This window comes from Alienimonas californiensis, assembly GCF_007743815.1.
Classification (GTDB): Bacteria; Planctomycetota; Planctomycetia; order Planctomycetales; family Planctomycetaceae; genus Alienimonas; species Alienimonas californiensis.
Window position 1 is genome coordinate 4,295,968 of record NZ_CP036265.1, and the last position, 13,981, is coordinate 4,309,948.

The 13,981-nt window shown below is 73.5% G+C and carries 7 protein-coding genes; 4 read left to right on the top strand and 3 right to left on the bottom strand.

Annotated elements, in window-relative coordinates; genetic code table 11:
- Window positions 1-2,937: a phosphoribosylformylglycinamidine synthase subunit PurL gene (gene purL / locus CA12_RS16995; protein ID WP_449224219.1), complete on the bottom strand. Its 2,937-nt coding sequence runs from the start codon at window positions 2,935-2,937 to the stop codon at window positions 1-3.
- Window positions 2,934-3,869 carry a prephenate dehydrogenase gene (locus CA12_RS17000; RefSeq protein ID WP_145360202.1) on the bottom strand — a complete coding sequence of 312 codons (936 nt, stop codon included), beginning with the start codon at window positions 3,867-3,869 and terminating at the stop codon, window positions 2,934-2,936. The genes purL and CA12_RS17000 overlap by 4 nt, the downstream gene beginning before the upstream one ends.
- A 118-nt stretch (window positions 3,870-3,987) precedes the next feature.
- Here CA12_RS17000 and CA12_RS17005 point away from each other — a divergent pair, with 118 nt between their 5' ends.
- A complete protein-coding gene (locus CA12_RS17005) occupies window positions 3,988-8,211 on the top strand; it encodes a hypothetical protein (protein ID WP_145360203.1) in 4,224 nt (1,407 codons plus the stop codon).
- Window positions 8,212-8,310: 99 nt separating this feature from the next.
- Here CA12_RS17005 and CA12_RS22220 read toward each other — a convergent pair whose 3' ends face one another.
- A complete protein-coding gene (locus tag CA12_RS22220; protein ID WP_165700822.1) occupies window positions 8,311-9,516 on the bottom strand; it encodes a hypothetical protein in 1,206 nt (401 codons plus the stop codon).
- A 138-nt stretch (window positions 9,517-9,654) separates the two neighbouring features.
- On the opposite strand from CA12_RS22220, the gene CA12_RS17015 reads away from it, so the two are divergent.
- From CA12_RS17015 to CA12_RS17025, 3 genes are all read left to right on the top strand, one after another.
- A complete protein-coding gene (locus CA12_RS17015) occupies window positions 9,655-11,298 on the top strand; it encodes a DUF1549 domain-containing protein (RefSeq protein ID WP_165700823.1) in 1,644 nt (547 codons plus the stop codon).
- 20 nt (window positions 11,299-11,318) lie between these two features.
- Window positions 11,319-12,572, top strand: a complete 1,254-nt coding sequence (locus CA12_RS17020) for a DUF1501 domain-containing protein (protein ID WP_242687978.1) — start codon at window positions 11,319-11,321, stop codon at window positions 12,570-12,572.
- Window positions 12,573-12,698: 126 nt separating this feature from the next.
- Window positions 12,699-13,967 carry a MotA/TolQ/ExbB proton channel family protein gene (locus tag CA12_RS17025; protein ID WP_145360207.1) on the top strand — a complete coding sequence of 423 codons (1,269 nt, stop codon included), beginning with the start codon at window positions 12,699-12,701 and terminating at the stop codon, window positions 13,965-13,967.
- Window positions 13,968-13,981 lie beyond the last annotated feature (14 nt).

Consider the following 13,981-nt stretch of genomic DNA (forward strand, 5'->3'; position numbering starts at 1 on the left):
TCAGTACCCTGCGAAAGTGGATTGCCAAGCGGCTTTGAGGTCGATGAGAGCCGCTTCGATCAGCGGACCGTCGGCCCCGCGAATCACGAGCCGATCGCCGCCGGTCACGGCGCCCAACCGGGCATGCGGAACGTCGGCGAGGTGCCGCTCGAACGCCGCGGCCTGATCGGCCGCGACTTCCATCAGGAATCGGGTGTTCGATTCGCTGAACAGGGCGGCGGCGTCCGACAGACTTTCCCCGTCGTCGGGGACATGATCGACCGACAGTTCCGCCCCCAGCCCGCCGGCGAAGGCCATCTCCGCGGCGGCGGCGGCCAAGCCGCCCTCGCTCAGGTCGTGGCAGGCCCGCACGCAGCCCTCGGCGATGGCTTTGTGAACGGCGACGAAGACCGTGGGGGCGGTCTCCGGGGCCACCGTCGGCGGGGCGCCGCCGGTTTGGGAGAGGACCAGCCCGAGATGCGAACCGCCCAACTCGTCCTTCGTCTCGCCGACGAGGTACAGCGGGTTCCCGGCTTCCTTCAAATCCATCGTCACCGCCCGGCCGCTGTCGGGCACCTGGCCCATCGCGGTGACCAGCAGCGTCGGCGGGATCGCGACGGTGCTTCGCTGCCCGTCCGCGTCGGTGTAGGCGAACTCGTTGTAGAGGCTGTCCTTACCGCTCACGAACGGCGTGCCGAGGGCGACGGCGTAATCCTTCAACGCGATCGCCGACCGCACCAAGGAACCAAGCGTCTCCGGCCGCTCCGTGTTGCCCCAGCAGAAGTTGTCGAGGACGGCGATGCGGGACGGGTCGGCGCCGACGGCGACGACGTTGCGGACGGCTTCGTCCAACGCCGATTCCGCCATCCGGGCGGTATCGAGGTCGCCCAGCCGGGGGTTGATGCCGCAGCCGACGGCCAGCCCGCGTTGCGAGCCGGGCAGGGGACGGATCACCGCGGCGTCGCCGGGGCCGTCCTCCGCCTCGCCCACCAGCGGCTTAATCACGCTGTGGGCCTGCACTTCCTGATCGTACTGCCGGACGATGAACTCCTTACTGGCGACGTTCGGGGCGGCGAGGATCGCCAGCAGTTCCGCGGTCCAGTCGCTCTTATCCGGCAGGGCCAGCGGTTCGACGGGGGCCGGGGCGTAGGTCGCCTGCCGCACGACGTGCGGGCGGCCGTCGTGCAGGAACTCCATCGCCACGTCGGCGACGAGGTTCCCCTCGTACTTCAGCACGAGCCGGCCGGTGCCGGTGAACTCGCCGAGGTCGGCCACGCCCACGCCCTCGGACTGTGCCAGGGCGACGAACTCGTCCACGTTCCCCGGCGGCACGGCGAAGACCATGCGTTCCTGGGCTTCGCTGATCCAGATTTCCATCGGCGACAGGCCGGGGTATTTCAGCGGGGCCCGGTCGAGGTGCACCTCGGCACCGGTCTCCTCGCCCATCTCCCCGACGGCCGACGAGAACCCGCCGGCGCCGCAGTCGGTGACGGCGGAGTACAGCCCGCGGTCGCGGGCGGCCAGCAGCACGTCAGCGACCATCTTCTCGGTGACGGCGTCGCCAATCTGCACGGCGCCGCCGCTGACGGATTCGCTTTCCTCATGCAGGTCGACCGACGAAAAGGTCGCCCCGTGGATGCCGTCCCGGCCGGTCGCCCCGCCGAGGGCGACGATGCGGTCGCCCGGCGAGACCTTCTTCTCCACCTTGTCGGCGGGGATCAGGGCGACGTTGCCGCAGAAGACGAGCGGGTTGCCGAGGTAGCGGTCGTCGAAGCAGACGGCCCCGTTGACCGTGGGAATGCCCATGCGATTGCCGTAGTCCCGCACGCCGGCGACGACCCCGGCCATCACCGTCGCCGGGTGCAGCACGCCGGGGGGGAGGGTGTCGGCGGGGGTGTCCGGTGAGGCGAAGCAGAACACGTCCGTGCTGCACAGCGGCTTCGCCCCCAACCCGGTGCCCAGCGGGTCCCGGATCACCCCGCCCAGACCGGTGTTCGCCCCGCCGTAGGGCTCGATGGCGCTGGGATGGTTGTGCGTCTCCACCTTGATGCAGACGCACTGCTCCGCGTCGCCCTCGCCCTCGAAGTGCACCACGCCTGCGTTGTCGGCGAACACGCTGCGGCACCAGTCGTCGGCGCCCAACTGCTTCCGAATCGCCACCGTGGCGGCGAAGATCGTCTCCTTCAGCATGTTGCGGAATTCGACGTTCCCCTCCGGCCCAGCGTACTGGATCGGTCCGGCGAGCGTTTTGTGGGAGCAGTGCTCGCTCCAGGTTTGGGCGACGCTCTCCAGTTCGCAGTCGGTGGGATCGCGGTCGAGCTTGGCGAAGTGGTCGCGGACGGTCCGCATCTCCGCCAGCGACAGGCTGAGCTGGCCCTCCTTCGAGAGCCGCATCAGGGCGTCGTCGTCCATCGTCCGCAGCGGGACGGTGACGCGCTGGAACTGGTACGGCTTGCCGAGGGCGAGGGTATCCAGCCGCAGCGGGCCGCGGAGCACGTGTTCGATGCTGTCGTTGGCCAGCACCCGCCGGCAGAGGCGGTCGAGCGCCGCGGCGGCCTCGCCGTTCGCTCCGTCGGTCGGGACCCAGTATTTCCGCACGCTGGCGACGTTCGTCGCCGGCACGTTTAGCCGTTCGAGCGCCCCCTTGGCGCTGCGGGCCACGTTGTCCGTCACGCCGGGCAGGTAGAGGACGTTCAGCACGCTGCCGGCGGGGTCGTCCCCGGGCCGGGTCGCGTCGCAGGCGGTGACGCGAGCCGTTTCCACGACCGGATCGGCCAGCAGCGGCACGGCGTCGCGTTCGATCTGCTCCCGGGTGAGGTCGCCCTCGATCAGGAAGGAACGGGCCGACGCCGTCGGGGCGATCGGCAGGCCCAGACCGCGGGCCAGTTCGGCGGCCCGTTCGGCCTCCGCGTCACGGCGGCCGGCCGCCGGGCGGATCTCCACGTCCCACAACATCAAGCGATTCCTTTGGAAGGGTCGGAGCCGGTCAGGCTGGCCCCGATGAGTTGTTGCCGCCGCTCGGCCGCGTCGGCGAGCCACGTTTCAATCTGCCCGCGATCGCGGGCGGAGAGGGCGGCGCTGAGGGCGCCCAGCCGTTCCGCGAGGCGATCGACCGCGTCGCCCACCGCCGCGGCGTTCCCGTGAAAAATATCCGCCCACAGGGCCGGGTCGCCGGCGGCGACGCGGGTCGTGTCGGCAAACCCGGTGCTGGTCAGCCGACCGTCCCCGCGGCCCGGCCGCGGGTCGGCGTCCGCGGCGAGGCAGAGGGCGGCGGCCATCGCGTGCGGCAGGTGGGAGGTGCGGGCCAGCCGGGCGTCGTGTTCCTCCGGGGCCATCCATTCCACCCGGCTGCCCAGCGCCCGCCAAAAGCGGGAGACGGCGGCGGCCCGGTCGTCGTCCGGTTCGCCGCAGACGACGGTCACCCGCCCGGCGAACAGGTGGGCGTCGGCGTGCTCCCAGCCGGACTTCTCCGACCCGGCCAGCGGGTGCGAACCGACGAACCGAGGCACGTCCCGCAGTTCCTCGCAGATCGGCCCCTTCACGCTGCCGGCGTCCGTGACGACCGCGGCAGCGCCCAAGTCGGCCGCGAACCGGCGGACGTCCGCGGCGATCCGGCCGACGGGGGTGCAGACGACGAGCAGGTCCACACCGGCGGCCTCCTGCGGGTCGGTCGAGCCGTCGTCGAGCAGGCCGGCGTCGCGGGCGGCGGAGAGGCGGGCGGCGTCGCGGCCGAACCCGATCACCCTGTTCGCGACGCACCGCTTCAACGCGGCCGCGGCGATCGAACCGCCGATCAGCCCGACGCCCACAACCCCCAGCGTGCCGATCAGCGGCCCGTTAGCCCCCTCCGCAGGTAGATCGTTCGGCGGCGGGGTCGCGGGTCGGCCCATGGACGCGGGAGTCTACGGACCCCCGGCGACCCTTCCCACCGACAACCCCCGCGGACCTCCCCGGCGCGGCCGATCGGGTCCGGGTTGAAATGCCCGCGCCGCCTGCGCTAATGCCCCGGTGACGAACCTGACCACGCCCGCCGAACCGCACGCCGATCCCGCCGCCGCGCCGCCGACGGCTTCGCTGACCGACGCCTGCGATCGCATCTTGGGGGCGTTGAACTTTTCGTCCGGGGGGAACGACGGCCCACTGGCGGTCGGCTTCTGCGAACTGGCCGCCGCGCTGACGGCGGCCGGCGCCGGCTCCGTTCCGCCCTACCCGCGCGTTCTGGCGGCCCTGTCGGAGCGGTTGGACGTGCTGAGCCGGGAACGGGCCGCCTTTGCGGACGCCTCCCAGGCGCGAACGGCGCTGGAGGGGCTGGCTGCCCTGCCGGGGGACTACCGCCGCTACCACCGCGATCTGCTGCCGGATCTGTCGGAGGCGGATCTGTCCGCCCCGCTGTTCCTGGCCGCGGCGGCGGACGCCCTGTTGCAGGTCGGCCAGCAGGCGGACGGTTCGGCCGGCGGGGCGGGCGTCGTACGGGCGGCGGTGCTGCGGTTGAACGACTACGTCGGTCACCGCCCGATCCCGGTGCTGGAGGGCGGCGCCCGCAGCGAGGTGCATCCCCACGAACGGCACCGCCCCGTGCCGCTGTGGCGGCCGGAGGTCGGCAGCGCCCCCGGCCCGACTGCCGAACTACTCGACGCCACGCTCGGCCTGCTGCGGCAAACCCCCGCCGACATGCTGGACGAGGCGGAGTTCCACCCGGACCGCATGCGCGAGCTGGCCCTCGACCTGCGGACCTACGACGACCGCCACCCCGTCTACAAACGCACGAACTACCTGTTCGGCGAATGGGACCCGGAGAGCCACCGGGCCGGCGGCCTCTCCCGGCTGACGGATGAGAACGACGGCGACGAGGACGCCGAAGGCGGCGACTACACTCGGTTCGTGCTCCGCCGGCCGGTGCTGGGCGCGATCCAGCGTTGGGTGGAACGCGACGGCGACGGCCCGCCGGCGGAGCGGCTGTTCGACGGCTCCGCGGCCCTCGCCGGCACGGTGCTGATGGCGGCGGCGGTCTCCGGCCGGGACCCGCACGCCCACGACTCGGCGGCCTCCCTGATGACGCTGCTCCCCCGCATCGCGGCGCTGCGGGACCGCTTCTACGAGTGGCTGATCGACTCCCAGACCGGCGAACGGGCCGAACGCCTCGCCGAGGTGACGAAGCGAACCCGGCAGCCCTTCGGCCACGTCCGGCAGTACCTCAACCTCAGCCTGTCGGACCTGACGGCCCGGCAGGCACAGGGGCGGACGGTCGCCACCCAGTACGCCCGGCTCGGTCAGCCGGACGCCGCCCGGGAGGAGGCCGCCGACAACCCCAGCGCCGCCGGCCGTCTGGAGGCGGGGATTGAATGCGCCCTCGCCGAAGGCTTCGCCGCGGCGAAGGACCCCGCCGGTCGCCTGCGGGACGCCGCCGACCGCTGGGACGCCGCCGCCGGGCTGATCCGCCGCGGCGTCGACTGCGGATTGCTGCCGGACCCGTGGACGGTCATCGGCTATCAGGGCCAGTACCCGCTGTTCCGCGCCCGGGAGGACAGTCTGCCGGACCCGCGGCTGGAAACCCTGATCGAACTGGTCGGCGAGACGCTGCGGCTGGGCGGCGAAGTCCGGATCGAATCGGCGGCCCGGGGCGTTTCCGCGGACGATCCCGCCCCCGCCGCCGGCGAAGCGGGCGAGGCCGGCGCCGGCGTGGGCTTCGCCGCACGATTGGAGCGGTTCGCGGACTGGTGGGACCGCTTCGCCACGACCGCCGTCGACGGCCTGCCGGCGGTGCAGGGGGCCGCGGCCGTGGAGAGTGCCGCCCGTGTCGCCAGCGTGCTGGGCGAATGGCACGACGCCGGCGGGGCCGACGCGGGGCTGGGCTTCTGGGCGAAGCGGCTGGACGAACTGGACCGCGGGGCCTCGCTGGCCCGGGCGGCCGATTTGCTGCTCCGCACCGACCAGCCTGCCGCCGCGGCGGGCCTGCTGTACTACTGGGTCGGCGAAACGGAGAAGTTCGGCGCCGGGCCGGAGGGCAACACCGTCTTCCATCTGCTCCGCCGCAGCCTGCTCGGTCAGCTTTCCGCGGCCGGCGAGGCGGGCGTCGACGGCGTCGCCGAACCGGCGGCGAAGTTCTTCGAGCGGCTCGAACCGAACACCGAGCACCTCGCGCTGGAACTGCCGGACGGCCAACGCGCCGCCCCCCGCAAGGGCGGCGACGCCCTGCTGATCGGCGAGGACGACGACCCGGACGGCGGCGACGAGGAAGAGGGCGACGAGTTCGCCGCCGCCTACGAGGGCGTCACCTTTCAGGACAGCACGGACGACGGCGTCGAGGGCGATCTGCTGGACGGCCCCGGCCCGCCGGCCGACCTGGACGAACTGCTGCCCGAACTGGTTCGCGGCTGGGACGTGCCGATCCGCTACCGGGAGGCGGTCGCGGCCCTCTGGCGGGACGCGATCGCCGCGGTGCCCCCGCCCCCCGCGGCCGGCCCCGACGCCCCGGCGGAGGCCGGCCCGTTCGTCGACGTGCTCCGGCACTGGACCGGCGAACTGGACCGGCTGCGGGATGAACTCACCGCCGCCGCGGCGCTGATTCACGAACGGCCGGTCGGCGCGGCGACCGGCGACGAGATCGAAAATATGCTGCGGGACGAGCGCCTGCAGATCCGGCACCGCCTCGTGCACCGGTTGATCGGGGCGGCGGCGGAACTGACGCTGACGACCCGTCTGGCCCGCGCCCGCCTCGACGACTCCGCGGAGACCCCCGCCGCGAGCGCCCTCCGCGACGACGAAGACGACAGTGACGGCGACGGCGACGGCGACGGGGCGTCCGGCAACGCGGAACCCGGCGCCGACGAGTTCGACGTCACGGCTCACCGCCTGCTGGCCGCGGTGCAGCGGCGGGATCGGGCCGCCGCCCGCCGCACCTTCGCCGCCTTCGCCGCCAAACTGCGGCGGCGGCGCCTGCTGTACGTGCCGCCGGACCGCGGCGGGGACCCCGTCGTCGCCGCCCGCAGCCGTGCCGACTGGCGCCTGCTGGATCACCTCGCCGTCGAACTGCCGCGGTTGGGGCTGATCTCTCAGACGCACCGCCTACTCGCCGCGGTGCTGCACGCCGAACGCGGCAGCCGGATCGGCGGGCCGGTGGTGACGGAGTTCGATCGCCTGTTCCGCCGGGCCCTCAGTGCCGCGACCGCCGCCGCGGTGCGGGCGACGGCCCCGCCGGATCGCCTCGCCGCCCCGAACTTCGCCCGCATCCCCCCCGATCCGCGGGAGAGCGGCCGCCGCAGCCTCTACGAAAGCCCGATCGAGAGCCGCGTCCGTACCTTCTCCCGTCTGCTGCGGCCGTTCCGGACCCTCTGGATCGGGCACAGCCGCACCCTGCGGCTCAGCGTCGCCGAGAACCTCCGCGACCCCGGCCTGCGCCGGGACCTCAAGGACTTCATCGCCAAGTACGGCGGCGAACTACTGCACGCCCGCAACCTCACGCTGGGGCACGTGCGGATGGTGCTGCACACCGGCGTGGACCAGTACCTCGACGCGCTGGTCCGCAACCCGGATCCGCTCAAACCGAATACGTTGGTGAACGATCTGCTGGATCGCCGGATCGAGCGCCCCCAGGCAGAGAAGCTGCTCGCCCTGATCCTGCAGATCGTGGTGGAAAAGGTCGATCGCTGGATCGAATACAACTCTCTGACGACCCGCAGCGACTACGGCGAGCGGTTCTACTGCCTGCTGGACTTCCTGCGGGTGGAGGTCGATTACGACCGGGACGAATGGCATCGCGTGCCGCGGGCGGTGATCTTTCGGGCGCTGGCCCGCACCGGCGAACTGGACTTGGCGGACCGCTGGCTCCGCATGATGCGCCGCGACACCCGGCAGCGGGCGGAGATGCACCTCGTCCGGCTCGCCGACCGGGAGGAGCACTACGGCGTCCGCCTGCCGGGGGTGCGGGACAAGCTGGAGGAACGCCTCGTCGGCCCGCTGATCCGCGAACGGCTGTACGCCCTCGTCAAACCCAGCCTGAAGGGCGGCCACGGCCGGCCCGCCCGGGCCTGGTTCGCGGAGTTGCGCGGCGAGGTCGACCGCCTGCGGGAACGCAGCCGCCCCAGCGGCCCGGAGCCGCCGGAGTGGCTGGACGGCCTGGAAGACGAAGTCAGCCGCCAACTGCGAGCGACCGCCGACCCGGTCCGCCTCCCCCCGGCGCCGCTGGCCTACGGCGATCTCGTCGGCCAACTGCGGCGCCTGAACCGCAAGTGACAGGCGAGCGAAGGGGCGTCAGCCCCCCGTGTATTTGAAAGCGTGCGAACACACGGGGGGCTCACGCCCCCCGCTCGCCATCGCAGAGCTTCGACTCGTTTAGAACGGCACCGGGGTGAATAGCCCCGGTTGCCGCAGGGCGGCGGCGGGGCCGGCGGCGCTGACGAGCGGCGTGAGGAACAGCATCCCCGCGTACGCCAGCGAAACCGCCCAGCCGAGCAGTAGCCAGCCCCCCGTCCACCACCGACGCCGCGGGGCGGCGATCGCCTCGACGCCCCGCCGGGTCCAGCCGGCCAGCAGCCGACTCGGCAGCACGCCGACGATGCAGGCGGGCGTGAGCAGCCAGCGGGCGTCCGCGGGGACCTCGACCACCGCCAACGAATACAGCGGCAACGAGCCGACGATCACCGCGAGCAGCACGCCGACCCACCGGGCCGGCCGGGTTCGCCACGTCCGCCAGGCGGCCCGCGGGTTCAAGCCGGCCCGCAGGCTCCGCCAGAATCCGTCCTGCCGGGCCGCGGCGAGATTCGCCTGAGCCGCGGGGATCAGCGGGAGAACCCCCGCCAACCAGATCGCCCCGAGGGTGCGCACCAGCGCCCGCCCTGCCCCGTCGCCCTGGATCGCCAGCAACACGCTCGGCAACAGGGCCCACGCCGCCGCGACGATCAGCCCCTGCGCCCCCAGCAGAAGCGCCCGCAGCGGCACCAACTCGACCCAGAGCCAGCCGCACCGGGCGCCGAGCCGGTCCAGCGCCTCCCCGGGGGACCGGAACACCCGCAGCAGATTGCGGAGCGGTCGGAACCACCCCGTTCTCCCCCCGGCGAGGAGCCACAGCCCGAGGTGCACCGCCAGCCCCGCGGCCAGCGCCCAAGTCGCCGCCTGCCATCCCCCGGCCGCGGTGGAGCCGGGGGCGATGACCGCCGCGTCCGATGCCAGCCCCGCGACGAATCGCAGCGGCTGGAGGACGAGCCAGATCGCCGCCGCCGTGCCCGCCAGCGCCGCCGCCGCCCGCAGCAGACGGCCGAGCGGCGGGCTGGAGGTTCGCCCCGCTTCGCCTTCACTCTTCGCCCGGCCGCCGTTCGCGGCCCGGCCCTCCGCCTCCAACATCCACCCCAACGCCAGCAGCGGCCCGCCGGGGACCGCGGCGACGGCGGCCAGCAGGGCGCCGAAGCTCAGCGTGCCGACCGTCGCCCGCACCGCCACGACGACCCAGCCCACGACGCGGCGGAGGCGGCCCGGCGGATTCTCGCCGAACGCGTGACCCGCCGGCGCCGCGGCAATCGGCGGGGCGAGTGCGACGGGCATGGATTACCGACGGGGCGTGAAAAGGGGGACGCCGGACGATACCTGGCAAAGAACCTCGGCGTTGCAGCGAATCCCGCGGAAACTTCGAGAGTTCCGAACGGGTATCCTTGTTTGACCGCCCCGTTTCGCCCCGCCCCCGTGTCGTTCGCCCGCCCCTCCCGCCGCTGGCTCGCTCTTGCCGCCGTGGGGGCGGTCTGTGCGGCGACCTTCGCCGCCGCGGCCCGCGACGTCTCGCCGGGACCGCCGCCGCTGAGAGACGCTCCAGACCCCGCCGCGATCGACGGCTTCTTTCACGAACGGTGGACTGAAGAGGATGTCGAACCGGCCCCGGCCGCGGAGGAGCTGCTCGTCCTGCGGCGGCTCTCGCTGGCGTTGCACGGCACGATTCCCTCGCTGGAAGAGGTCCGCGCTTTCGAGGCGGACGCCCGCCCGGATCGGCTGACGCGCTGGACCGACCGCCTGCTCGCCGATCGCCGGTTCGCGGAGTACTGGGCTGAACGCCTCGCCCGGGCGCTGGTGGGGGTGCACGAGGGGAATCTCGTGCTGTTTCGCCGCGACCGCTTCAAGGCGTGGCTGGCGGACCGCCTGCACCGGGACGCCCCGTGGGACGAGACGGTCCGCCGCATGATCGCCGGCGACGGCATATGGACCGCCAGGCCGGAGGTGAACTTCGTCACCGCCGAGGTGGAGAACGATCGGCTGGACCGCGAAGCCCTCGCCGGCCGCACGGTGCGGGCGTTCCTGGGGCAGCGGATCGACTGCGCCCAGTGCCACGACCACCCCTTTGCGGAGTGGTCGCAGGGCGACTTCGAGGGGCTCGCCGCGTTCTACGGCCGCACGGCCTACGGTCTCACCGGCGTGCGGGAGCGGACGCGGGAGAAGGGCGGGCCGAAGGAGTTCGCCGTGCAGGACCGCGAAACGCTGGAGGACCGCGTCGTCGCCCCCGCCGTGCCCTTCGCCCCGGAGCGGTTGCCGGCGGACTACGAGGCTGATTCGACCGACCGCCGGCGGGCCCTGGCGGCGTGGGTCACGCACCCGGACAACCGCCGCTTCGGCCGGGCGACTGCGAACCGGGCCTGGGGCCTGCTGTTCGGCCGGGCCTGGAAGGAGCCGGTGGACGATCTGCCGGACCCGGAACCGCTGGAACCGGGCGAAGCCGGCGACCTGCTGGACCGGCTCGCCGCGTCCTTCGCCGGACCGGGGGAGTACCGGCTGAAACGACTCATCCGCACGATCGCGGCGTCACGGGCGTTCCGGCTCTCGTCGTCGGCGCCGGGGACGGAGGAAGCGGAGTACGAGCGCCTCGCCCGGGCCGGGGCCGTCTTCCCGCTGACCCGGCTGCGGCCGGAGCAGATGATCGGGGCGATGACGCAGGCCGGCAGCGTGAGGACCCTCGACGCCGACAGCCCGCTGTTCGTGCGGGCGATCCGGTTCTTCCGCACCGTCGACTTCGTCCGCAACTACGGCGATCTCGGCGAGGAAGAACTGATTCGCGAACCCGGCACGGTGCCACAGGCCCTGTTGCGCATGAACGGCCGCCTGCCGCGGGAGATCGCGAGCGCCCAGCCGCTCGGGGCGACGGCCCGGCTGAGCTGGTTCGCCGGCCCGCCGCCCCGGCAGGTCGAGGCGGCGTTCCTCTGCACGCTCACCCGTCGGCCGACCGAGGCGGAGACCGCCGCCCTCGCCGCCTACTACGAGCCGGGCGAAGGCAAAGCGAAGGCTCCGATCGAGGACGTCTACTGGACCCTATTCAACGCGCCGGAGTTCTCATGGAATCACTGATCGCTCCGCCGCCCTTCAGGTTGAGCCGCTTCTCGCCGGGCCGGCGTTCCGTGCTGGCCGCGGCGGCGTCGTTGGGGCTCTCCTTCGCCCTGCCGCCGCTGACCGGCCGGGCCGCCGAGCGGCGGGGGGCGGAGCGGGCGAAGAGCCTGTTGATCCTGTGGATGCAGGGGGGGATGAGCCAGTTGGAGACGTTCGACCCGCACCCGGGCACGGCGATCGGCGGGCCGACGAAGGCCGTGAAGACCTCGCTGCCGGGCGTGCAGTTCGCCGACCTGCTGCCCCGCACCGCGGAGCGGGCGGACCGGCTGAACGTCGTGCGGTCGCTCACCAGCGCCGAGGGCGACCACGAACGGGCGACCTACTTCCTCAAGACCGGCTACCGCCCGGACCCGACGGTGCAGCACCCCTCCGCGGGGGCGGTCGCCGCCTACGCGTCCCCGCCGGAGGGGCTGGAGATCCCGGCTCACGTGGCCCTCAACCCGGCCCAGTGGGCGCCGCGGGGCGGCTACCTCGGGGCTCGGTTCGACGCCTTCCAGGTGCACGACCCCGGCAGGCCGCCGGCGAATCTGCGGGACTGGGCCGCCCCCGCACGGCGGGAGCGGCGTCTGGCCGGGTTGGACGCGCTCTCTCGCTCCTTCGCCGCCGGCCGGCCGGGCCAGTTGGCCCGCAGCCGACACGACGAGGCGACCGAGGAGGCGCTGGCGATGATGGACTCCCCGCAGGTCGGCGCCTTCGAGATCGACGAGGAGTCCGCCGCCCTGCGGGCCGCCTACGGCGACACCCGCTTCGGCCGCGGCTGCCTCGTCGCCCGCCGGCTGATCGAGACCGGCGTACGAGCGGTGGAGGTCACGCTGAACGGCTTCGACACCCACGCCGACAATTTCGGCGGCATGGCCACGCAGGCGGAGAGCCTCGACCCGGCCCTCGCCGCCCTGCTGGACGACCTGACAGCCCGCGACCTGCTGCAAAGCACGGTCGTGCTGGTGATGACGGAGTTCGGCCGGACCCCGCGGATCAACCCGCTCGACGGCCGCGACCACTGGCCGAAGGGCTTTTCCTGCCTCGTCGGCGGCGGCGGGCTGGCCTCCGGCCGGGTGATCGGCGCCACGGACCCGGCGGGGGAGAAGGAGCCGACCGATCCGGTCCGCGTGCAGGATCTATTCGCCACCGTTTTCGACACGCTCGGGATCGACCCGGAGGAGGAGGAGATGACGCCGATCGGCCGTCCGCTGAAGCGGGCGGAGGGCGCTCCGCTGGCGGCCCTGCGGGTCTGATCGCGTCGCGCGCGGCGGGTTGCGGCCGCGAGGCGGCATGGACCGAACGGGGCGCCGGCTGCTAGGACCCGCGCTGCCGCCCGGAGCCCCGGGCGTGGCGATCGCCCCCGGGTTCGAGGCGTCTGCGTGCTGAAACTCCTGACCTCCCCCGCGACCGTCGCGGCGGCGTTGACCGCCCTGTTCCTCGTCGCCTGCGGCGACGGCGGGCCGCTGGCGCATCCGCTGATCACCCGCTACGCGCTCGGCCACCCGCTGGCGGTGGCGACCGTCGGGCTGTTCTTCGCGGGCGCCGCGGCCGTGCTGATGCGGGCGGTCGGCCATCGGGCGGAACGCCGGGCCGTCGCCGCGTTGGCCATCTGCCGATTCCCGACCACCGCCGACGCCCTCGCCTGGGCCGGCGAATCCCGCCTCGCCGCCCCGTCCCGCGTCCGCGGACTGCTGACCGATCCGCCCCCCGCCGACCGGGCGGAGACGCGGCTCGGCGCCCTCCACGAATCCGCCGCGGACCGCCTGCACGACGGCTATGGCCTCGTCCGCACGATCACCTGGGCGGTGCCGATCCTCGGCTTCCTCGGCACGGTCGTCGGCATCACGCTGGCAATCGCCGGCATTGATCCGGACGGCCTCGGCGAATCGCTGGGCGAGGTGACGGGCGGCTTGGCGGTGGCGTTCGACACCACGGCCCTGGCTCTCGCCCTGTCGCTGGTGTTGGTCTTCGGCACCCATGCGGTGCAGGGGGCGGAGCTGTCGAACCTGGAACGACTGCGAGACGTCGCGTTCCGCGCGCTGTTGCCGCTCTGCCCGGCGGCGGAGGAGGACCCCGTGCGGGCCGCCGCCGCCGACGTGGCGGAACTGATGCGCCGCCGGGCCGGCGATCTCGCCGAGGTGCACGCCGCCGCCTGGCGGGGCAGCTTGGAAGAGATGCGGTCGGCGTGGGCGGAGACGCTGACCGAAAGCCGAGCCGCCTTCGCCGCGGGCATCCGGGCCGAGACCGCCGCGGCCGCGGAGGCCGCCGAACGCCGCCAACAGGCCGCCGGCCAGGAGTTCCTCTCCGCCGTGCGCGCCGCGACGGACGCCATGACCGGGGCCGTCTCCCGCTGGAGCGACGGCTTCGAGGAGGCCGCCGCCGCGGACGTGGATCGCTCCGACCGGCTCCGCGATCTGGCGGACTCCCTCGCCGCGATCGCCGAGCGGACCGAGGCGCATTCGATGATCGCCGGCCGGATCGACGCCGGCTTGGCGACCGTCAACGAGGCCGGCCACTTTGAGGAAGCGGTGCACTCGCTGACCGCCGCCGCCCACCTGCTGACGATGCGCCTCGGTGGCGTGCCGGGGCAGTCGGCTCCGCAGCCGACGAGCGCGCACGTCGTGCCCTCCCAGAGGCGCGCCGCCTGAGGGCGGCGGCGAAA

Excerpts from the sequence above, each read along its gene's own strand:
- CA12_RS22220 (WP_165700822.1), bottom strand. The coding sequence starts at position 9,516 with ATGCCCGTCGCACTCGCCCCGCCGATTGCCGCGGCGCCGGCGGGTCAC.
- CA12_RS17000 (WP_145360202.1), bottom strand. The coding sequence starts at position 3,869 with ATGGGCCGACCCGCGACCCCGCCGCCGAACGATCTACCTGCGGAGGGG.